Genomic DNA, 20,309 nt, shown 5'->3' on the forward strand with positions numbered 1-20,309 from the left:
CCTTGTCCGAAATTACCGGCTCGCGGTTGCGAGGCCGAGCGCCTCGGCCATCACACGGAAGACTTCCGTATTGTCCATCGAGCCGTGCACCCGCTCGCTGCCCGGCCCGGCTGCGGTCAGGATGACGTCCTCGCCCGAATGCACGCTGGCGCCAATCATCGCAGGCAGATTGCCGAAGCGCAGCACGACACCGGGAACATCCTTGTATTTGTCGTTGGCCTTGAAGGTGTCGGGCTGCTCGCCCTTCACGGTCAGCTCATTCGGATTGTCGAGCTTGGGGCGGAAAGTTTCGTAGTGGTCCGGCAGGCTGGCGGAGAAGATGGCGAGGCGCCGGCTTACGTCCACGCGCGACGGATAACCGTCGGCGTCGGGCGCCGGATAGTTGGGAAATCCAGCCTTCTCATACACACCCACGCGCTCGCGCAACGGCACGTTCGGCGTGGTGCTCATGTCGTCATTGATGGTTCCGACCAGGCTGTTCGGATGATTGTGGTCTGCCAGCACCAGGATCAGGGTGTCATCGCCGCGAGCGCGCGCCCAGTCGCGCGTCAGGCGAACGGCGTTGTCGAGCATGATCGTGTCGTAGACGGCGCGCTCCATGTCGAGGAGATGCGCGTATTTGTCGATCATCCCGGACTCCACCATCAGGAAGAAGCCGGCCTCGTTCCTTGAAAGTACGTTCAGCGCCGCCTGCACCTGTTCGGTCAGGTCGGGCTGATCGGGAAACTTCTTGACCCCGCCGCCGTTGAGAAACTTGCGGTCCAGTGCGCCATCCATATTGCCGGTCGCAAACAACCCAAGCAATTGGCGCGTGTCCGATTTCGCCGCCGACGCATCCATCTCGGACTTCGTCATCGCCACCTGATAACCGGCGTCGCGAAAGCGGGCGATGTAGTCGACGTCGTCCTTGCGCCTGGAACCGGCCGTAGCCTTCGGCATGAAGTTCGCGCTGCCGCCGCCCATCAGGACATCCGGCTTGGCGGCGAAATATTGCTCGACGATCTCGTCATAAGCGGCACGGCGTCGGGTATGCGCCACCATCGCCGCAGGCGTAGCGTCTTCGATCTCGGTGTTGGTGACGATGCCGATCGCCAGGCCAAGCCGCCGCTTCGCCACGCTTGTTATGGTTTCGACCCTGGGATCGTCGAACGGGCTTGCGGTGCGGTCGGCATAGACGCCCATGGCATTGACCGCGGTCTTGTGGCCGGTGGCATAGGCGCTGGCGGCGTTCGCCGAATCGGTGATGATGGAGTCGGAGCCAGCGGTGGCGACCAGCGCCATGTGCGGCATGTCGTCCATTGCGAGCCTGCCGAGGCTCTTGCCCTCCGCAATGCCCTTGGAAAGCAGCCGCGCCGCAACACGATGGGATGGTGACATCCCATCGCCGATGAACAGGATCACGTTCTTCGCCTTGCGCGGTCCGGTATCGTAGACCGTCCACCCGATGGTGCGGCTACGCGCGCCATCGCTGACTTCCACGGTGACGTTGCCCGGCTTGGTCAGGGTGACGCCGCGAAGCATCAGCGCCGACTGATCCTTGCCGTCTTCGCGCTCCACGAACGTTCCGGGCTGGCCGAAGGCAGCGGCATGGTCCTCACCATTCACGGTGATTTTCAATTTTGCAGGATCGATGCGATCCGGAAATTCGACTTTGAAGTCGAAGCGCGCACCAGCGAGAATCGCCGCGCGGTCGATCGGGTAGATGGTCTGAGCAGCGGCTTGGTATCCCGACAGCAGAACAATGAGGGCAGCGGCAACGAAGGGTTTGATCATGAAGCAGCACCGGGTCGGAGTAAGACGCGCCCGGCGGCAGTCACCGACCCCGGGCAAGGCATGCGCTCACTCTATATCCTACTGCTCCCGAATGACGTCCCCGTTACAAAGTACGGCGGTCGAGAGTTGAGGTACTCCCGCGCGTTTCAGCCCTTGTCGCTCTCAAGCTTGAAGATGTCGGAGCCTTCCGGGCTCGATAGCAAGCCTGTCTTGCCGTAGAGATCCAGCTTGGCGCGAGTATCTGATATGTCGAGGTTGCGCATGGTCAGCTGGCCGATGCGGTCCGCCGGCGTGAACGCGGCATCCTCCACCTTCTCCATGCTCAGCCGCTCCGGCTGATAGGTCAGGTTGGGACTCTCGGTGTTGAGGATCGAGTAGTCGTTGCCACGGCGCAGCTCGAGCGTCACCTCGCCGGTGACGGCGCGCGCCACCCAGCGCTGGGCGGTTTCGCGCAGCATCAGGGCCTGGGAATCGAACCACCGTCCCTGATAGAGCAGCCGGCCAAGGCGCATGCCGCTGATCCGGTATTGCTCGATGGTGTCTTCGTTGTGGATGCCCGTGACCAGGCGTTCATAGGCGATGTGAAGCAGCGCCATGCCGGGGGCTTCGTAGATGCCGCGGCTCTTGGCCTCGATGATGCGGTTCTCGATCTGGTCGCTCATGCCAAGGCCATGCCGGCCGCCGATGACGTTGGCCTGGAGGAACAGCGCGACGGGATCAGCGAACGTCTGGCCGTTCAGCGCGACCGGCTGGCCCTCCTCGAAACGCACGGCAACCTTTTCGGCCTTGACGGCACAGTCGTCGCGCCAGAACGGCACGCCCATGATCGGATTGACGATCTTGATGCCGCTGTCGAGGTGCTCGAGATCCTTGGCCTCGTGGGTGGCGCCGAGGAGATTGCTGTCGGTCGAATACGCCTTTTCGGCGCTCATCTTGTAGGCGAATCCGTTGGCGGTCATGAACGCCGACATTTCCGCGCGGCCGCCCAGTTCGTCGATAAACAGCTGGTCGAGCCAGGGCTTGTAGATCCGCAAGCTCGGATTGGTCAGCAGGCCGTAGCGGTAGAACCGCTCGATATCGTTGCCCTTGTAGGTGGAGCCATCGCCCCAGATGTTGACGCCGTCCTCCTTCATGGCCGCAACCAGCATCGTGCCGGTCACGGCGCGGCCGAGCGGCGTGGTGTTGAAGTAGGCGATGCCGCCGGTCGAGACGTGGAAGGCGCCGGACTGGATGGCGGCGATACCTTCGTGGACCAGTTGGGTGCGGCAATCCACCAGGCGGGCTTTTTCGCCGCCGAACTCCAGCGCCTTGCGCGGAATCTCGTCGTAATCGGCCTCGTCGGGCTGGCCGAGATTGGCGGTATAGGCAAAGACGCGCGCGCCCTTTTGCTTCATCCAGAGCAGCGCCGCGCTGGTGTCGAGACCGCCCGAGAAAGCGATGCCGACTTTTTCCCCCTTGGGCAGGCTTTTCAGAATCGTACTCATGGAGCTTCCAATCGGTCGAAATGGCGGATGCCGTTTGCGGCTTGGGGCGCGAATAACAAATTTCGCGCTGGGGGGCACGCGTTTAATAGCGCCTGGCGGGATCAACTCAGACTTACTGGGCGCGCCCACGCCAGCGCTGCAGCAGCCGGTATCCGGGCCAGCCCAAGCGCGCCAGTGCCGCTTCGACCTGCGCGTCCGAAAACCTCGTCGATGGCCAGCGGTAAATCCAGGCATAGGCCAGCCAGATCACGAAGAAGCTGACAAGGCCGGCGGCAGCGACGTCGGTAAAGAAATGCCCGCCGAACGCCATTCGCAGCACAGAGGTTACGACCCCGAACACGGTCGCCGCTACATAGGCCAGAGGCCGCCACTGCGGCGGGGTCAGCGCCGCGGGCGCGTAGGCCCAGAACGCGGTAGCGCCCTCGCCGGAGAAGAACGAGCAGTTACGCCCGCACTCCCCGCGCGGATCCCACCATGGCACGAATTGCCAAGGGCCGTTGAACTCCGTCACCATCACCGGCCGCGGCCGTCCCCAATAGCTCTTGAAGGTGAGATTGGTCAGCACCACGGCGGAGAGCAGGATGGTGACCAGCAGAAACACCGCCGCGCGTCCCGGAACCAGCATCGGCCGGTCCGGCCGCAGCAGCTTTCCCACGATGGCAAACAGCGCTGGCAGCGCCAGCGCCCAGGCAATCCACATCGCGCCGTCGCGCGCGAACGCGGCAAGACCGTTCTGTTTCAGTGGAAATGATGTGCTTGCGGGATCGAAGAACAATGCCGCCAGCTTCAGGTCGAGTTCGGGGAAGATCCCGAACAGCAGTCCGATGACGAGCGATAGGCCCAACGCGATTACAAGTCCGGTCCGGTTCATGGCGCGGGGTTTAGCCGAGGCGGTTGGCGATGAAAAGGCAGAAGCTCATCTTCCCTTCTCCCCTTGTGGGAGAAGGTGGCGCGGACATAGTCCGCGTCGGATGAGGGGTCTCTGTCCGCGGAGACAAACCCCTCACCCGTCTCAATCGCGCTTCCGCGCGATTGATCCACCCCAAGAGCGAGCTTCGCTCGTCTCGCTCCCACAAGGGGAGAGGGAAGAAGAGACCAGAGATCACGCCTGCGGCCGGGACTGCGAGGGCAACGGCGGCGGTGGCCGCAAGGGAGGCCTCGGTTCTCGCCAGGCGCCGGCGGATCGGCCCGCGATCATCCAATAGATCAGGCCGGCGACGATGCCCGCGCCGGTCATGATTTCGAGGTGGCGACGCACGATGCCGTCGAAACGCAGCGTCTCCGGATCGAACGGAATGAGGCCGAGATAGCAGGCGACGCCGACGATCGCGCCGCCGACTGCGTAAGCGAGCACGCTGCGGACATAGAAGGCTTCGGTGATCAAAACCACGATCAGCGCCGGCAGCAGCGCAAAGCCGGACAGGAAGATGAAGCCGAAGCCGAGCAAGACATTGATCGCGCCCTGGTCGATCGGCGCGCCGCCGAGATCGCTGAATTCAGGGTACAGCACCGCACCGACCACGATCATCCCCGCCACGAAGCAGGCGGCGAGGAAAGCGAACAGGATGACGAAGAGGCGGCCGATCAGCGCCATTGGGCAGTTCCGTCGTCGAACATAAGCGGGCCGCCTTCTCCACCGTCATGCCCGGGCTTGTCCCGGGCATCCACGTCTCACTTTATCGAGACCAAGCAAAGACGTGGATGGCCGGGTCAAGCCCGGCCATGACGAACCTTGGCGCTCTCATCCTTTCAATCCGTCATCGCCATGGCGCGCAGCGCCTGGCGCTCGCGCGCGGACAGTTTTTCGGTCTCCGACTTCAACTGGCCGCAGGCGGCGAGAATGTCGCGGCCGCGCGGCGTGCGCACCGGCGAGGAGTAGCCGGCGTTAAAGATATATTCGGAGAATTTTTCGATCTGCTCCCAGTCCGAGCACTCATACTTCGTGCCCGGCCACGGGTTGAACGGAATCAGGTTGATTTTCGCCGGAATGCCCTTGAGCAATTTCACCAGCAGCTTGGCGTCATCCATGGAATCGTTGACGCCCTTGAGCATCACATATTCGAAGGTGATGCGCCGCGCATTCGACGAGCCCGGATAGTCGCGGCAGGCCTGCAACAATTCGGCAATCGGATATTTGCGGTTCAGCGGCACCAGCTCGTTGCGCAACTCGTCACGCACCGCGTGGAGCGAAATCGCCAGCATGACGCCGATCTCGTCGCCGGTGCGGACGATGTTCGGCACCACGCCCGAGGTCGACAGCGTGATGCGGCGACGGGAAATGCCGATGCCTTCATTGTCGGCAACGATCAAGAGCGCATCGCGCACCGCGTCGAAATTGTAGAGCGGTTCGCCCATCCCCATCATGACGACGTTGGTGACGAGGCGGCTGCCGGTCGGGGTCTCGCGATCGGCCCAGTCGTTGAGGCGGTCGCGCGCCACCATGATCTGGCCGACGATCTCGCCGGCCGTGAGATTGCGCACCAGCCGCTGCGTGCCGGTGTGGCAGAACGAGCAATTCAGCGTGCAGCCGACCTGCGATGAAACGCAGAGCGTGCCGCGATCGGTTTCGGGAATGTAGACGCACTCGACTTCATGCGCCTTCTGGAACGCGTCACCGCTCGGCAGCCGCAACAGCCATTTGCGGGTGCCGTCGTTGGAAACCTGCTCGGCCACCACTTCGGGGCGGTCGACGGTAAAGTGCTGCTCCAGCTGCGCACGCATTTCCTTCGAAATGCTGGTCATCTCGTCGAAAGCTTTGGCGCCGCGGACATACATCCAGTGCCAGAGCTGCTGGGTGCGCATCTTGCGCTGCGGGGGCGCAACGCCGATCTCGCCCAGTCGGTCGGCGATCTCGGTGCGCGACAGGCCGATCAGCGAAGGTTTTGCCGGTGGCACATAGGTTTCGAGCGGAACCTTCTCCAGCGGCGCCACGGAAGATGAAAGCGACATTAAATTCACACGAGACGGTTGAAGTGGATGGGTGGGCAAAGCCACCGGGACGCGCGAATGCGCGCCCGATGATAAACTCTGCCATGCCCGCCAAAACGTTAATGGAGGGCACGGCGCTTACGCGCCTTTGCCCACCCTACGAAGTCAATCAAATAGGCCTTCCAGGGCCCCTAAACAACGTCATTCTGGGCTCAACTCAAGAGCCGCCTAGCGCTTGCAGTCCTGCGCCAGCCGGTCGAGCGCCTGGGCCAGGCCCTTCAGCGAGAACACGTCCGTGGTCTCGGTGCCCTTGGCCGAAACGCCCTTGACGGTGACTTCGGCGGATTTGCGCATGGCGTTGACCATCTGCTCTTCCTCCGCGGCGTTCTTGATCCAGAGCCCGTCGCCCTGGGTATACATCGCATAGGCCGAGCCGCCGACCTCGAGAGAGGATTCCGAGCCCGGCTTCAGCGCGTATCCGATCATGATCGAAACTTCGTTGACGACTTTTTCGGCCGGACGCGTCGAGACGAAAGCGTAGGCGGGATCGCGCGGGCGATTCGGCGGATTGGTTTTCGATGACGATGGCTTCGCCAACGCAAAGCAAACTTTCCTGCCGTTCGGTGTCGCCGTGTAGGCGCCCCAGGTACCGTACTGACCGATCAAGGTCGGCTCCGCACTGCCGACAGCGGCGGTCGCCGCCGGTTCCGGCTTCGCAGGCTTGGCCGTCGTCGGTTTTGCCGCCGGTGCTGGCGCAGGCTTGGCCGCTTCCTTTGCAGGTTCCTTGGCGCCCTTCGAAGCAGCACCCTGTGCTTGCGCGAGGGATGTCGCCCCACACAACACTGCAATCGCAACCAGAAATGTCAGTATTCGCAACACGGACAACTGGTTCCCTCATCATTGTGACTGGAAGATGGCCCAAGGGCGCATCGCGTCGCCGGGGATGGATAGCCGGGAAATGCTTTTTTGGGAAGGCAGTTACGGTGTTGCTCACCGTCGCAGCCGCGCCTTCGTAACAGGTCCGTTTGAGGAATCAAGGCGCGGGATTCGGGTTCAACCTTTCGGCCGGCGCGCGCGCTGTTTCTGCCACTGTGCATCGGTCCATTGCAGCAGATCCTCGGCGCCGGAACTGCGCAAATGCGCGCCGCCATCCTGCACCACCATCTCGCCATTGATATAGCCGGCCTGGTCGGAAATCAGAAAGCTCGCCAGATCGGCAAGTTCGCCATGCTCGCCGGCGCGCCCGAGCGGATTGCGTTGCGCCCAGCTTTCATCGCGGCCCTCGGGACGGAGTTGACCCGAAGCGCCCGGCGTCGGGAACGCGCCGGGCGCGATCGCGACCGTGCGCACACCCTTGGGTCCCCACTCCACCGCAAGGCTTCGGGTCATCGCGAGCACGGCGGATTTCGCCATCGCCGACGGCACCGTGAAGGCGCGACCGGTGATCGTCGAGGTCGAGAGGATGCTCAGCACCACGCCTTTGTGCTTGCCGTCGATCCAGCGCCTGCCCGCGGCGAGCGTGCAATACATTGTACCGTGCAATGTCGGCGCCAGGATCGCATCCGCCGCCCGCGACGACAGATGTTCGGTCTGCGCGATGAAGGTCGCGGCGGCATTATTGACCAGCACGTCGATCGGCGCCTCGCGCCATATCTCTTCCATCATGGCATCGACCGCGGCACCGTCGCGGATATCGCAGCCGATCACGCCCACCTTGCCGCCGAGTTCGCTGCGCATCTTTGCTGCCGTCGCCTCCAGCAATTCGAGCCGGCGGCCGCAAATGATCAGCTCCGCGCCAAGCTCGACGAAGCGGTGCCCCATCGCAGCCCCGAGCCCCGAACCGCCGCCGGTGACCAATATCCGCTTTCCCGCCAGCAAGCCCTTTTCAAACATCGTTTGAATCCCCTTCGATCACCATAAGGCCCATGCGCCTGAATCGGATTGTAGCCCGGCTTCAAATCCGGCAAGAAGCTGCCAGCCTCTTATATTCTCGGCCCGAAAAATCAGGTGCGCCCATGAAAGCCATTCTCTGCTCGCAATATTGCCAACCCGACGACCTCGTGCTGGCCGACGTCCCCGATCCGGTGGCCGAACCGGGACAGGCCGTGATTGCCATCAAGGCCGCGGCGCTGAATTTCTTCGACATCCTGATGATCCAGGGCAAGTACCAGATCAAGCCGCCATTCCCGTTTTCGCCGGCCGCCGAGGTTGCCGGCGTGATCGAAAGCGTCGGTGCAGGGGTCACCGACCTGAAGGTCGGCGACCGCGTGGTGGCGTCCTGCGGCCATAACGGCGCGCGCGAAAAGATCGCGCTGCCCGCGAGCTCTATTGTGAAAATTCCCGACAATCTGGATTTCGATCGCGCCGCCGGCATCATCATCATCTACGGCACAGCGCTTCACGCGCTGGAAGACCGCGCCAGCCCGAAGCCCGGCGAGACGCTGGCCGTGCTGGGCGCTGCCGGCGGAACCGGACTTGCGGCCTGCGAACTCGGCAAGCTGATGGGCCTGAAGGTGATCGCCTGCGCGTCGTCGGACGAGAAACTCGAATTTGCCAAAGCGCATGGCGCCGAGCTCACGCTGAACTACAGCAAGGAAGACCTGAAGGAGGGCTTGCGCCGGCTCACCGGCGGCAAGGGCGTCGACATCATCTTCGATCCGGTCGGCGGCACTTACGCCGAAGCCGCATTGCGCTCGATCGCCTGGGAAGGTCGTTTCCTGGTGATCGGCTTCGCCGCGGGCGACATTCCGAAGATGCCGCTCAACCTCGCGCTGCTCAAGGGTTGCGATATCCGCGGCGTGTTCTGGGGCGCGTGGACCAGGGTCAATCCGGAGAAGAACCGCGCCAACCTGGAAAAGCTCGTGAAGTGGACCGCGGAAGGCAAGATCTCCTCGCATGTCGATCGCACGTTCCCGCTGGCGCAAACCGCCGAAGCGCTGAAGGTGCTCGCCGGCCGCCAGGCGATGGGCAAGGTGATCCTGCATCCCTGAGAGGCGATGCCCGGGTCATCCGTTGAATGGTCGTCCGCTTGAAGAAGCGCAAGCGGCCCGTGCGATGCGTGGGCCGAAGACCTGTGCCGCTGTGTGACGCATGTCTCCAATGTCATATCACCGAGATCATTTCCCGGTAACAATGCGTGTTCCTAAACCCCCTTATGCCGCTTCTTTGCCTCAATCAAACCAAAATATCTCCTCATTCGCACCGCCCGGCGCCGTTTTTTGAGCCCATTCCGTGTGCGACTTTAACCATCAGTAAAGGGGCTCCTGTACGTCGACAAGAGCAAGAAGCAAGGTGCAGGGGACGCCCGTAGTTGCGTTCAGTAGTGGGGAGCATCATCCAATGGCGGAGAATACCAGGCTGCCAACACAGCCAAGAGATCCGTTTGACCGGTTCGACGAAGCTATCAGCGATCCTCGGTTGTACGAAGCGGATCAGTCTCGATACGCGCAGCTACGAGAGCAGCTACGGTATGAGCCGGAACCTCAATATGAACCGGAACCTCAGTATGAGCAGCCTCAGTATAAGCAGCCTCAATACGAGCAGCCCTTTGCGCTGTCGTTTGAGCGGACGGATGTGCTGCCGGAGGAGCTTCCGCCGCACGAGCCGGTACCGCTTTTCCTCTCCAACTACGAAGAAGAGTCTCACCAGCAGCTTTCCGAATATGCTTTCGCGGGCGGCGACCGGCGGTTCGGCAGCGGTGGGCTGAAGAAGGCGCGCGCGGGGCGCATCGTAACCGGCGTCGTGGTGGTGTCGGCAATAGCGGCCGTTCTCGCACTGTTTTCCATCGACTCGACCCGTGCTGTCATCTTCAACGCCTCGCTCGGCGGTGGTGGTGGCGGCAGCGCGCCGCCGCCCGCTCAGCTCGCCGCGGCGATGCCGGAGCCTGCGCAGCCGCAGCGCATTGCCGCGCCGCCGCTCGCCGCCGAACCGTCCGGAGCAGAAGTTGCGGCTGCGCGCCGCACGCCGCCCAATGCGCTGGCATCGGCATCGCCGACGCGCGACGAAATCGCCGCCGCCTATCAGAGTGCGCTCAAGGGCAAAGTCGCGGTACCCGAGCCGGTGGCGCGCGAAGCCGCCCGTGAGGTCGCTGCGGTAACACCGACGACCCCGGTGGTCGCGGTCGCTCCGGTCGTTCGTGAGCCCGTTCCGGTGACGCGTGAAGCGGCTCCGGTTCGACGTATCGATCCGGACGAGCTTGCGGCGCTGCTAAAGCGGGCGAAGAGCCTGCTTGCGATCGGCGACATCACTTCCGCCCGACTGCTGCTCGAACGGGCCGCGGACGCCCAGGAGGCGGAAGCCGCCCTGATGCTGGCGGGAACGTATGATCCGCTGGTGCTGGGCAGCCAGGACTTGCGAAGCATCACGCCCGATCCGGCAGCGGCGCGGGTTTGGTATCAGAAGGCCGCCCAACTCGGTTCAGCAGACGCGAAGCGGCGGCTCGGTCAGCTGCAGAACTAGGCAATCAACTACTGAATTAGAGAAATACTCAAGACCAGCGCGAGAGGTATTTATGCGACATTTGTTCGGAATGGCATTGCTCGCCATGACGATGGCATGCAGCAACACGGCGGCCCGGGCGGCAGAGACGGAGTACGATCCGGCCAAGGTCAGCGAAAGCCTGAAGGCCATTTTTCAGTTCGGTTCGGTCGCCACCAAGCAGGCGCTGAACGCCAATACGGTCACACTGATCTCGGGGACGATCGGCGGCACCTATGTGCAATTCGGTGCCGACCTCGCTTCCGTGCTCGACGACGGAAACAAGTTACGCGTACTTCCGATCGTCGGGCGCGGCTCTGTGCAGAGCGTCGCCGACATCCTGTTCCTGCAGGGCGTCGACCTCGGCATCGTGCGAGCCGACACGCTCGACTATCTGGAGAAAAAAGGCTTCGCAAAGGACATCAAGAAGCAGTTCACCTATGTGACCAAGCTTTACAATGAAGAGATGTACGTCCTCGCCTCGAAATCGGTCACCAACATCAACCAGCTCAACGGCAAGAAGGTCAGTGTCGATCTTCCCAACGGCGGCACCTTCGTCACCGCGGCGATCGTGTTCGAGCGGCTCGGCATCAAGCCTAACTTCCTCTATCTCGAACAGCGCATCGCGATGGAGAAGATGAGGGCCGGCGAGATCGACGCGGTGATTGCGGTCGGCGGCAAACCCTACAAGTCGGTCGCAGGCTTCAAGGACGATCGTTTCCACCTCGTTCCGGTCGACTATTCGCGGCCGCTGCAGACCGACTATCTGCCCGCGACCCTTACGTCGAAGGACTATCCCAACCTGATTGCGGAAGGGGGGAAGGTCGATACCATCGCCGTGCCTGCGGTGCTCGCCGCCTACAACTGGGCCCCCAACACCGACCGCTATCGCAAGCTGGCTCTGTTCGTGGACGCGTTTTTCACGAAGTTCCCGACGTTCCAGAACCCGCCGTTCCACCCGAAGTGGAAGGAGGTCTCGCTGTCGGCGCCGTTGCCCGACTGGCAGCGTCTGCCGGTCGCCGATCAATGGCTCAAGAGCCATAACGTCGAGGCCGTGTCGCGCGCCAGGTTCGATGAATTCCTGAAACAGAGCCCTGCGACCGCGGCAAACGTCAAGTCGGACGCGGACAAGGAAACCCTGTTCAGGCAATTCCAGGCCTGGGAGGCCGAGCGAGGCACGAGGGCGCAGGCTCCCCAGCCGGCGCAGCGCTAGAGCGCCGGCTATTCCGTCACTCCAGCGGTGTCGATCCCGCGCTTCAGCGCCGCGCGGGCGGCATCGCGATGCTCCTGCGTGATGTGGCCCGCGACCATGCGGATGGCGGTGGCCAGGACGGCGGCATCGTCGGTAAACCCGAGCAACGGCAGCATGTCCGGCATGAAATCGAGCGGCAGAATGAAATAGGCGACGGCGCCAAGCAGCGCCGCCTGCACGTGACGCGGCGTCTCCCTGTCGAACGCACAATAATAGGCTGCGAGCAGGTCTTCGGCGAAGGGAAGCTGCGCCACCACCTGCTTGAACTTGATCCAGAAGCGCCGACGCACGCTTTCACGGTCCTGCGCCAGCCGGTCGGCCGGATCGAAACCTGCGGTGTGGTCGGACGATGCCATCGCGGCGCTCCCTCTGATCCGGCGCGGCAGATCGCCGCGGCCGATCGTATGATTCAAGAATTGGGGATGTCCGCCCCGCCCCGCAAGATCGCGGGCGCGCGAACTCAGGTGACGCCCAATTGCCTCGCGATCGCATTCATCGCCTTGGCCAGATCGATGTCGAGCCGGGTGACGCCGCCGGCGTCGTGGGTCGCCAGCACCACTTCCACCGTCTTGTAGACGTTCTTCCATTCCGGATGATGGTCGTTCTTTTCCGCCACCAGCGCGGCGCGGGACATGAATCCGAAGGCTTCGTTGAAATCCCTGAAGGTGAAGGTCCGCCCGATCGCCTCGCGTCCGGGCGTCTCGGACCAGCCGGGAAGTTCCGCCAGCGCCGATTTCCGTGCCTCCGCCGACAGCCGTTCCGCCATGATCGCCTCCCGTTTCAGATCGCTTCTACCCTAACACCGAAGGCCGCATCGGAGATCCCTCGCCCAAAATGGGCCGCAACGGGTGCCAATGGCGGTTTGCGGCGCCGGTAACCATGACGCAGATGTAACAATGGTTAGGCGGGAAATTTGCTAGGGTGCTCGTGTAAGTGTGCCCGGCGGCATGAAGTTGCACCTCCAACGATCATCCAGGGATTGATGACCGACGGCCCCCTTCTTTCGGAACAGCCGGCCCCACCTTCGCCCCGCTCAGCGAAACGACGGCTGACCTTCGTTACGCTGGCTGGCGTGCTGGCCATCGTCGGTGCGCTGGTGGCCGGCTATTACTTTGCCATGCGGCCCGTGACCCTGCGGATCGCCGTCGGCCCAGCCAACAGCGACGACCTCAAGGTCGTTCAGAACCTGACGCAGGCCTTCAACAACCAGCGAAACAGCGTGGTCCGGTTGCGCCCGGTGCAGACCGATGGCGCGGTGGCGAGCGCCAATCTGCTCGGCGAAGGCAAGGCCGATCTCGCCATCATCAGGGGCGACCTCGATGTGCCGAAGAATGCGCAGGCCGTGGCAACGCTGCGCAAGAACGTCGTGGTGCTGTGGGTGCCGCCTGCGGCCAAGACCAAGGGCAGGAAGGCCGCGCCCGCCGTCACGAAAATCGGCCAGCTCGCCGGGCGCCGCATCGGCGTCGTCGGTCGCACCCAAGCCAACGTCAATCTGCTCAAGGTGATCCTGCGGCAATACGGCGTCGATCCGGCGAAGGTCGAGATCGTCCAGTTCCCCGCCAACGAGGCTGCCGAGGCCATTCGCAACCAGAAGGCCGACGCCTATCTTGCCGCCGGCCCGGTCAACAGCAAGATCACGGCGGATGCAATCGCGGCCTCCGCGCGCGACGGCGGCACGCCGAAATTCCTCGCGATCGATTCGGCCGAGGCTATTGCGCAGAACCATCCCGCCTATGAGGCCTCCGAGATCCCGGCCGGGACGTTTGGCAGCGCGCCAAGCCGGCCCGAGGAAGAGGTCAAGACCATCAGCTTCTCGCACCACATCGTGGCGCGCAGGGGCGTTGCGGAATCGACCGTCGCCATCTTTACACGGCAGTTGTTTGCAATCCGCCAGACGCTGAAGAACGAATTTCCGCTGGCCGCCAAGATCGAGACGCCCGATACCGACAAAGACGCCACGATCCCCGTTCATCCCGGCGCCGCCGCCTTTGTCGACGGCGAGGAAAAAACCTTCCTCGACCGCTACAGCGATTACATCTGGTGGGCATTAATGGCGCTGTCGGCGATGGGCTCCGCCGGCGCCTGGTTCGCCGGCTATCTCAAGAAGGATGAGCGCAACGTCAACACCTCGCAGCGCGACCGGCTGCTCGACATGCTCGCCACCGCGCGTCAATGCGATTCGATGGAAGAGCTCGACCAGATGCAGTCGGAAGCGGACGCTATTCTGCGCCACACGCTGCTATGCTACGAGCACGGGACGATCGAGGAAGGCACGTTGACTGCGTTCAACATCGCGATCGAGCAGTTCCACAACGCGGTGGCCGACCGCAAGGCGCTGTTGATGAGCATGCCGCAAAACCTGCAGCGGGCGAGCGCGCAATTCCGCGCGGCCAGCAACGCCTGATCTGCAATTCCGGTAATCGAACCGTCATCAATTCTTTCTACGTCTGTCGCCGCTATTATTGCATTCTGGCGCCGGACCCAAGGAGGCTTGCATGACGTTCAGGGTTTCTCGCGGATTTTCCCGGCGTCGTTTTCTCTCCACCGCTGGCGCAGGCGCCATCAGCGCGCTCGCAATGCCTTATCTCAGCCGCGCCGCCGACCGGCCGGTCGTGACATGCGGCGTGCAATCCGGCGACGTCGGCACTGACGGCGGCGTGGTGTGGGCGCGCGCCGACCGTCCGTCGCAAATGCTGGTCGAAGTCGCCACGACGGAGTCCTTTGCCAACGCGCGGACGCTGCCGCCGATCGCGGCGCTGCCCGAAAGCGACTTCACCGCGAAAATGCTGCTGGAAAACCTGCCTGCCGGGCAGGAGATCCTCTACCGTGTCCGGTTTCGCGACCTCGCGCACATCGGCATCGAAAGCGAGCCGGTGGTCGGGCGGTTCCGCACCGCCCCTGGCGATCGCCGCGACGTCAATTTCGTCTGGGGCGGCGACGTTGCCGGACAGGGCTGGGGCATCAACCCTGACGATGGCGGCATGTTCGCCTTCGCCACCATGCGCAAGCATCGCCCGGATTTCCTGCTGCACTCCGGCGACACCGTCTATGCCGACGGACCGATCAAGAGCGAGGTGACGCTGCCCGACGGCAAGGTCTGGAAGAATGTGACCACCCCGGAAAAGTCAAAGGTCGCCGAAACGCTCGACGAATTCCGCGCCGCGCACAAGTACAATTTCATGGACGAGCATCTGCGCGCGTTCAACGCCGAAGTGCCGGTCTTCGTGCAATGGGACGACCACGAGGTCGTCAACAACTGGTCGCTGTCGAAGGAATTGCCTGCGGCCTACAAGGAACGCAACATCACCGCGCTCGCGGCCCGTTCGGCACGCGCGTTCCACGAAATGTATCCGATGCGCGAGAGCATCACGGAGCCGGGGCGGGTCTATCGCGCGCTGAATTACGGTCCGCATCTCGACGTGTTCATGCTGGATGAACGCAGCTATCGCGGCGCCAACGGCCCGAACCAGGAGACGGCCTACGGGCCGGAAAGCTATTTTCTCGGACCTGCGCAACTCGCCTGGCTGAAACGGGGGCTATTGAATTCGCGCGCCACCTGGAAAGTGATCGCATCCGACATGCCGCTCAGCATCATCGTCTATGACGATGCTCGCAACAAGAAGGGCTCGGAGGCCGTTGCGCAGAACGACGGGCCGCCGCGCGGCCGCGAACTGGAGATCGCCGACCTCCTGCGCTTCATCAAGACGTCAGGCGTCGTCAACACCGTGTGGCTGACGGCGGACGTGCACTACGCCGCCGCGCACTACTACAACCCCGACAAGGCGCAGTTTGGGGAGTTCGACCCGTTCTGGGAGTTCGTCGCCGGGCCGCTGCACGCCGGCACGTTCGGACCGAACGACCTCGACAACACCTTCGGACCGGAAGTGAAGTTCATCAAGGCGCCGGGGCCCGGCAATCAAAACCTGCCGCCATCGGCCGGAATGCAGTTCTTCGGCCACGTCAGGATCGACGGCAAGACCGGCCAGCTGACCGTGACCCTGCGCGATCGCGCCGATGTCGCGCTATGGTCGACGACGCTCGATCCCAAACCCGTATAGTCGCTGCGCAGGCCGCGACCGCTCAAGGCCTGATGCCGCAATTCTTCAAGAGCGCCTGCAGTGCATCGGTCGAATAGGGCTTGGGTAGCCGCGGCTTCGCCGCGAATGCGACCGGGAGCCGGGCGTCGGCGCCATAGCCGGTGACAAAGGCAAATGGAATCTTGAGTGCCTCCAGCCGTTCGGCCACGGCAAAACTCTTCTCGCGGATGAGGCTGACATCGAGCAGCGCGAATTCCGGCGGCCGGTCGGCGATCATATCGAGCGCTTTGGCCACGTTCGCAGCGGCCCGCACCGTCTTCACGCCAAACCCCAAGATCGTGTCTTCGAAATCGAGCGCGATGATTGGATCGTCCTCGACGATCAAGACATCGTTGGGCAAGCCGTCATTAGGCGAGCCGTCGCTGCGGCCGGGTTCCATGCTCTCGCCAGTTCAGGTTTGAAATTTTGATCGGAGACCGGGCCGAAGCCCCGGCAATTGTGCACCCGGCTGACGCCTGAAAGCGCATCCGCCGACCCCGGAACTGAAACCACCATATCGCCGTTCCGTCGTCTGTCCACTTGTGAACATATCGACGGCCTCAGATTGATTATTGTACCCGAGTTGGGGGACCGGGCCAGTGCAATGAGGCCGTCAAAGCCCATTTGACGAGGTTTTGCGAGGATTTGCCCCGACCCCGACAAGGGCAATTGAGCGGCTCCATACCCAAAATCAGCTAACCAAATGCCAAACAAACCATTGTTTTTTGGCGTTTTCTGAATATATTGCGCCGCAACGCGTAAGGTATTGCCCGGTCTTTTTGGCCGGGCTTCCTTTTTGGGGGGAAAGCGCCCCCGGAGCATGATCCGGAAAAGCGGGTACCGGTTTTCCCTCGGGATAAACGCGGTGCGCGTTTGCCCGGAGATCATGCTCAAACAAAATAGATGGAGCGGGATGACAATTCGAAGAAGCGTCATCACGCGCCGGTATTCCAGGTTTTAGAAGCGCGATCCGGAAAAGTGGGTCCCGGTTTTCCGGTGAGATCGCGCATCCACCATGCACGACCAGAAGAAGAGCCATGAACCTTCGTAACGTCGCCATCATCGCCCACGTCGACCACGGCAAGACCACCCTCGTCGACCGCCTGCTGCAGCAATCCGGCACCTATCGCGAAAACCAGAAGGTGACCGAGCGCGCGATGGACTCCAACGACCTGGAGCGCGAGCGCGGCATCACCATTCTGGCCAAGGCGGCCTCGGTGCAGTGGAAGGACACCCGCATCAACATCGTCGACACCCCCGGCCACGCCGATTTCGGCGGCGAGGTCGAGCGCATCCTGAACATGGTGGATGGCGCGCTGGTGCTGGTCGACGCGGCCGAAGGTCCGCTGCCGCAGACCAAGTTCGTGGTCTCCAAGGCGCTCAAGGTCGGACTGAAGCCGATCGTCGTCATCAACAAGGTCGACCGCCCCGACGCGCGCCCGACCGAAGTCATCAACGAAGTGTTCGACCTGTTCGCAGCACTCGATGCCAGCGAGGAGCAGCTCGATTTCCCAATTCTGTACGGATCGGCGAAGCAGGGCTGGATGGCCGACAGCCCGGACGGCTCCCAGGATGCCGGCATGCAGCCGCTGTTCGACCTGATCGTGCGCCACGTCGCGCCGCCGACCGTCGAGGAAGGCCCGTTCCGGATGATCGGCACCATCCTCGAAGCCAACCCCTATCTCGGCCGCATCATCACCGGCCGCATCAGTTCGGGCTCGATCAAGCCGAACCAGGCCGTGAAGGTGCTCGGCGCCGACGGCAAGACCATCGAGCAGGGACGTATCACAAAAATCCTCGCCTTCCGCGGCATCGAGCGCACCCCGCTCGAGGAAGCCGACGCCGGCGACATCGTTGCGATTGCGGGCCTCACCAAGGGCACCGTCGCCGATACCTTCTGCGATCCGTCGGTTGAAACGCCGCTGGTGGCGCAGCCGATCGATCCGCCGACGGTATCGATGTCGTTCATCGTCAACAACTCGCCGCTCGCCGGCACCGAGGGCGACAAGGTGACCTCTCGCATGATCCGCGACCGCCTGCTGCGCGAGGCCGAAGGCAATGTCGCGCTGCGCGTGGTCGAGGCGACGGACAAGGATGCCATGGAAGTATCGGGCCGCGGCGAATTGCAGCTCGCGATCCTGATCGAGACCATGCGCCGCGAAGGCTTTGAGCTTTCGGTGTCGCGTCCGCGCGTCGTGCTGCAGAAGGACGAGGCGACCGGCCAGTGGCAGGAACCGATCGAAGAAGTCGTGATCGACGTCGACGAGGAGCACTCCGGCGTCGTCGTGCAGAAGATGAGCGAGCGCAAGGCCGAGATGATCGAGATGCGTCCCTCCGGCGGCAACCGGCTCCGCCTGGTGTTCTACGCGCCGACCCGCGGCCTGATTGGCTATCAGGGTGAATTGCTGACCGACACCCGCGGCACTGCGATCATGAACCGCCTGTTCCACGGCTACGCGAACTACAAGGGTGACATCCAGGGCCGCCGCAACGGTGTGCTGATCTCCAACGACCAGGGCGAAGCAGTGGCTTACGCGATGTTCAAGCTGGAAGACCGCGGCCCGATGATGATCGAGCCGGGCTGGAAGGTCTACAAGGGCATGATCGTCGGCGAGCACACCCGCGACAACGACCTCGAGATCAACGTGCTCAAGGGCAAGCAGCTCACCAACATCCGCACCACGTCGAAGGACGAAGCGGTGCGCCTGACGCCGCCGATCCGGATGACCCTGGAGAAGGCGCTGGCCTATATCGAGGACGACGAACTGGTCGAAGTGACCCCGAAGTCGATCCGCCTGCGCAAGAAGTTTTTGGACGCCAACGACCGCAAGCGCGCGGAAAAGGCCAAGGAAGCGGTGGCGTAAGCACCCTCCCGTCATGCCCCGCGAAGGCGGGGCATCCAGTAATCACTAGCGCCTGAGATAGAACCGAGGGGCCGCGGCGTACTGGATCATCCGCTTTCGCGGATGATGACAGCTATGCATGCCGCGGCTTTAGACGCGACCACGAACATGCTAGAGGCAAGGGCATGTCGTCCCTCCCCTCCTCAGTCGATGTCGCCATCATCGGTGCCGGTGCAGCCGGCCTCGGCGCCGCGAATGCGCTGAAGAATTCCGGTCTTTCCGTCCTCGTGCTGGAAGCGCGCGACCGCGTCGGCGGCCGGGCGCACACCATCATGGCCTCGCCCGACGTCACCTTCGACGTCGGCTGCGGCTGGCTGCATTCCGCGGACCAGAACTCCTTCGTCAAAATTGCCGAGCAACTAAATTTCGAAATCAACAAGTCGCTGCCGCCCTGGCGCGAGCGCGCCTATGGCAAGGCGTTTCCGCAAGACGACCGCGATGACTACATGCGCGCTCTCGATGCGTTCTATGATCGCGCCGAGAAGGCTGCGATCGAAGCCGAGCAGAGCGGCCGCGACGTTCCCGCCAGCCTGTTCCTCGAACCCGGCAACCGCTGGAACCCAATGATCGATGCGATCTCGACCTACGTCAACGGCTGCGAACTCGACCAGGTTTCGATTCTCGACATGGACGCCTACGAGGATACCGACATCAACTGGCGTATCCGCCGCGGCTATGGCGCGCTGATTGCCGCCTATGGCGCGACATGCCCGCTCGCGCTCAATTGCGTGGTGACGCTGATCGATCATTCGGCAAAGCGCGTCCGCATCGAGACCTCTCAGGGCACGCTGATGGCCGACAAGGTCGTCGTCACCGTGCCGACCAATTTGATCGCCGACGAATCCATCCGCTTTCACCCGCCCTTGCCGGCAAAGGTCGACGCCGCGCGCGGCCTGCCGCTCGGCCTCGCCGACAAGGTGACGCTCGCGCTGGACGAGCCGGAGGCGCTGCCGAAAGAGGGCAATCTGCGCGCCGCCACCATGCGCACCGCAATGGGCACCTATCATCTGCGCCCGTTCGGCCAACCCTGCATCGAAGGTTTTTTCGGCGGTCGTTTTGCGCAATCGCTGGAAGACGCCGGCCCCGGCGCGCTCGCGGCGGAGAGCATCAACGAGATCGTCTCGATCCTCGGCAACGATTTTCGCCGCAAGCTGAAGCCGCTTGCGGAATCGCGCTGGGCCCATGACCCCTTCGCGCGCGGTTCGTATTCGCACGCGCTGCCGGGCCATGCGGGGGATCGGGCGGTGCTGGCAGTTCCCGTCGACGCACGATTGTTCTTCGCGGGAGAGGCGACCTCGCCGGAGTTTTTCTCGACCGCGCATGGGGCACGGGACAGTGGGGAGAGGGCGGCGGAGGAAGTGATGGCGACGCTCGCGGGCCAATAAATCGGACTGGTCGGGTCGCCAAGGGGCACCTA

General features: G+C 63.2%; 18 protein-coding genes. 7 read left to right on the top strand and 11 right to left on the bottom strand.

The window, feature by feature from the left end:
* Positions 1-12 precede the first annotated feature (12 nt).
* The 7 genes from C7G61_RS30435 to C7G61_RS30465 form a co-directional block, all read right to left on the bottom strand.
* A complete protein-coding gene (locus C7G61_RS30435) occupies positions 13-1,773 on the bottom strand; it encodes an alkaline phosphatase (RefSeq protein WP_108520764.1) in 1,761 nt (586 codons plus the stop codon).
* Between the two features lie 146 nt (positions 1,774-1,919).
* A complete protein-coding gene (gene argG / locus C7G61_RS30440) occupies positions 1,920-3,257 on the bottom strand; it encodes an argininosuccinate synthase (RefSeq protein WP_108520766.1) in 1,338 nt (445 codons plus the stop codon).
* A gap of 112 nt (positions 3,258-3,369) precedes the next feature.
* Positions 3,370-4,128, bottom strand: coding sequence for a phosphatase PAP2 family protein (locus tag C7G61_RS30445; protein WP_108520768.1), 759 nt, complete (start codon positions 4,126-4,128; stop codon positions 3,370-3,372).
* Positions 4,129-4,359: 231 nt separating this feature from the next.
* A complete protein-coding gene (locus tag C7G61_RS30450; RefSeq protein ID WP_108520770.1) occupies positions 4,360-4,851 on the bottom strand; it encodes a hypothetical protein in 492 nt (163 codons plus the stop codon).
* Between the two features lie 155 nt (positions 4,852-5,006).
* Positions 5,007-6,206 carry a dual-specificity RNA methyltransferase RlmN gene (gene rlmN, locus C7G61_RS30455; protein WP_108520772.1) on the bottom strand — a complete coding sequence of 400 codons (1,200 nt, stop codon included), beginning with the start codon at positions 6,204-6,206 and terminating at the stop codon, positions 5,007-5,009.
* Between the two features lie 207 nt (positions 6,207-6,413).
* The gene (locus C7G61_RS30460; protein WP_108520774.1) at positions 6,414-7,070 is read right to left on the bottom strand and encodes an invasion associated locus B family protein; all 657 of its coding nucleotides are present in this window, start codon (positions 7,068-7,070) and stop codon (positions 6,414-6,416) included.
* Between the two features lie 168 nt (positions 7,071-7,238).
* Positions 7,239-8,078 carry an SDR family oxidoreductase gene (locus tag C7G61_RS30465; protein ID WP_108520777.1) on the bottom strand — a complete coding sequence of 280 codons (840 nt, stop codon included), beginning with the start codon at positions 8,076-8,078 and terminating at the stop codon, positions 7,239-7,241.
* A gap of 122 nt (positions 8,079-8,200) precedes the next feature.
* Here C7G61_RS30465 and C7G61_RS30470 point away from each other — a divergent pair, with 122 nt between their 5' ends.
* From C7G61_RS30470 to C7G61_RS30480, 3 genes are all read left to right on the top strand, one after another.
* Positions 8,201-9,175, top strand: coding sequence for an NADPH:quinone oxidoreductase family protein (locus C7G61_RS30470; protein WP_108520779.1), 975 nt, complete (start codon positions 8,201-8,203; stop codon positions 9,173-9,175).
* Between the two features lie 583 nt (positions 9,176-9,758).
* Positions 9,759-10,643 carry a hypothetical protein gene (locus C7G61_RS30475; protein ID WP_108520781.1) on the top strand — a complete coding sequence of 295 codons (885 nt, stop codon included), beginning with the start codon at positions 9,759-9,761 and terminating at the stop codon, positions 10,641-10,643.
* 52 nt (positions 10,644-10,695) lie between these two features.
* A complete protein-coding gene (locus tag C7G61_RS30480; protein WP_108520783.1) occupies positions 10,696-11,874 on the top strand; it encodes a TAXI family TRAP transporter solute-binding subunit in 1,179 nt (392 codons plus the stop codon).
* A gap of 8 nt (positions 11,875-11,882) precedes the next feature.
* Here C7G61_RS30480 and C7G61_RS30485 read toward each other — a convergent pair whose 3' ends face one another.
* Both C7G61_RS30485 and C7G61_RS30490 read right to left on the bottom strand, forming a co-directional pair.
* On the bottom strand, positions 11,883-12,269 hold the full coding sequence (locus C7G61_RS30485; RefSeq protein WP_108520845.1) for a YkvA family protein: 387 nt from the start codon (positions 12,267-12,269) through the stop codon (positions 11,883-11,885).
* Between the two features lie 104 nt (positions 12,270-12,373).
* Entirely contained in the window at positions 12,374-12,679 is a 306-nt protein-coding gene (locus C7G61_RS30490) for a 4a-hydroxytetrahydrobiopterin dehydratase (protein ID WP_108520785.1), read from the bottom strand.
* A gap of 216 nt (positions 12,680-12,895) precedes the next feature.
* Here C7G61_RS30490 and C7G61_RS30495 point away from each other — a divergent pair, with 216 nt between their 5' ends.
* Both C7G61_RS30495 and C7G61_RS30500 read left to right on the top strand, forming a co-directional pair.
* The gene (locus C7G61_RS30495; protein WP_108520788.1) at positions 12,896-14,317 is read left to right on the top strand and encodes a TAXI family TRAP transporter solute-binding subunit; all 1,422 of its coding nucleotides are present in this window, start codon (positions 12,896-12,898) and stop codon (positions 14,315-14,317) included.
* 91 nt (positions 14,318-14,408) lie between these two features.
* Positions 14,409-15,971 carry an alkaline phosphatase D family protein gene (locus C7G61_RS30500; protein ID WP_108520790.1) on the top strand — a complete coding sequence of 521 codons (1,563 nt, stop codon included), beginning with the start codon at positions 14,409-14,411 and terminating at the stop codon, positions 15,969-15,971.
* 22 nt (positions 15,972-15,993) lie between these two features.
* Here C7G61_RS30500 and C7G61_RS30505 read toward each other — a convergent pair whose 3' ends face one another.
* A complete protein-coding gene (locus tag C7G61_RS30505) occupies positions 15,994-16,389 on the bottom strand; it encodes a response regulator (RefSeq protein WP_108520792.1) in 396 nt (131 codons plus the stop codon).
* A 291-nt stretch (positions 16,390-16,680) separates the two neighbouring features.
* Positions 16,681-17,028: a hypothetical protein gene (locus C7G61_RS44090; protein ID WP_145963707.1), complete on the bottom strand. Its 348-nt coding sequence runs from the start codon at positions 17,026-17,028 to the stop codon at positions 16,681-16,683.
* Here C7G61_RS44090 and typA point away from each other — a divergent pair.
* Both typA and C7G61_RS30515 read left to right on the top strand, forming a co-directional pair.
* Positions 17,027-18,853 (top strand): translational GTPase TypA, encoded by a 1,827-nt coding sequence (gene typA / locus C7G61_RS30510; RefSeq protein ID WP_108520794.1) that lies wholly within the window; start codon positions 17,027-17,029, stop codon positions 18,851-18,853. The genes C7G61_RS44090 and typA overlap by 2 nt on opposite strands.
* Before the next feature lie 164 nt (positions 18,854-19,017).
* Positions 19,018-20,277, top strand: coding sequence for a flavin monoamine oxidase family protein (locus C7G61_RS30515; protein WP_108520796.1), 1,260 nt, complete (start codon positions 19,018-19,020; stop codon positions 20,275-20,277).
* The last annotated feature ends 32 nt before the right edge of the window (positions 20,278-20,309 follow it).

The sequence above is a fragment of the Bradyrhizobium algeriense genome (assembly GCF_003062295.1).
GTDB classification, from domain to species: domain Bacteria; phylum Pseudomonadota; class Alphaproteobacteria; order Rhizobiales; family Xanthobacteraceae; genus Bradyrhizobium; species Bradyrhizobium algeriense.

What these genes read in the sequence shown, in the direction of transcription:
- C7G61_RS30470 (WP_108520779.1), top strand. Translation starts at nt 8,201, where the DNA reads ATGAAAGCCATTCTCTGCTCGCAATATTGCCAACCCGACGACCTCGTG.
- C7G61_RS30480 (WP_108520783.1), top strand. Translation starts at nt 10,696, where the DNA reads ATGCGACATTTGTTCGGAATGGCATTGCTCGCCATGACGATGGCATGC.
- C7G61_RS30505 (WP_108520792.1), bottom strand. Translation starts at nt 16,389, where the DNA reads ATGGAACCCGGCCGCAGCGACGGCTCGCCTAATGACGGCTTGCCCAAC.
- C7G61_RS30485 (WP_108520845.1), bottom strand. Translation starts at nt 12,269, where the DNA reads ATGGCATCGTCCGACCACACCGCAGGTTTCGATCCGGCCGACCGGCTG.
- C7G61_RS30465 (WP_108520777.1), bottom strand. Translation starts at nt 8,078, where the DNA reads ATGTTTGAAAAGGGCTTGCTGGCGGGAAAGCGGATATTGGTCACCGGC.
- C7G61_RS44090 (WP_145963707.1), bottom strand. Translation starts at nt 17,028, where the DNA reads ATGGCTCTTCTTCTGGTCGTGCATGGTGGATGCGCGATCTCACCGGAA.
- argG (WP_108520766.1), bottom strand. Translation starts at nt 3,257, where the DNA reads ATGAGTACGATTCTGAAAAGCCTGCCCAAGGGGGAAAAAGTCGGCATC.
- C7G61_RS30445 (WP_108520768.1), bottom strand. Translation starts at nt 4,128, where the DNA reads ATGAACCGGACCGGACTTGTAATCGCGTTGGGCCTATCGCTCGTCATC.
- rlmN (WP_108520772.1), bottom strand. Translation starts at nt 6,206, where the DNA reads ATGTCGCTTTCATCTTCCGTGGCGCCGCTGGAGAAGGTTCCGCTCGAA.
- C7G61_RS30495 (WP_108520788.1), top strand. Translation starts at nt 12,896, where the DNA reads ATGACCGACGGCCCCCTTCTTTCGGAACAGCCGGCCCCACCTTCGCCC.
- typA (WP_108520794.1), top strand. Translation starts at nt 17,027, where the DNA reads ATGAACCTTCGTAACGTCGCCATCATCGCCCACGTCGACCACGGCAAG.
- C7G61_RS30500 (WP_108520790.1), top strand. Translation starts at nt 14,409, where the DNA reads ATGACGTTCAGGGTTTCTCGCGGATTTTCCCGGCGTCGTTTTCTCTCC.
- C7G61_RS30435 (WP_108520764.1), bottom strand. Translation starts at nt 1,773, where the DNA reads ATGATCAAACCCTTCGTTGCCGCTGCCCTCATTGTTCTGCTGTCGGGA.
- C7G61_RS30490 (WP_108520785.1), bottom strand. Translation starts at nt 12,679, where the DNA reads ATGGCGGAACGGCTGTCGGCGGAGGCACGGAAATCGGCGCTGGCGGAA.
- C7G61_RS30515 (WP_108520796.1), top strand. Translation starts at nt 19,018, where the DNA reads ATGTCGTCCCTCCCCTCCTCAGTCGATGTCGCCATCATCGGTGCCGGT.
- C7G61_RS30450 (WP_108520770.1), bottom strand. Translation starts at nt 4,851, where the DNA reads ATGGCGCTGATCGGCCGCCTCTTCGTCATCCTGTTCGCTTTCCTCGCC.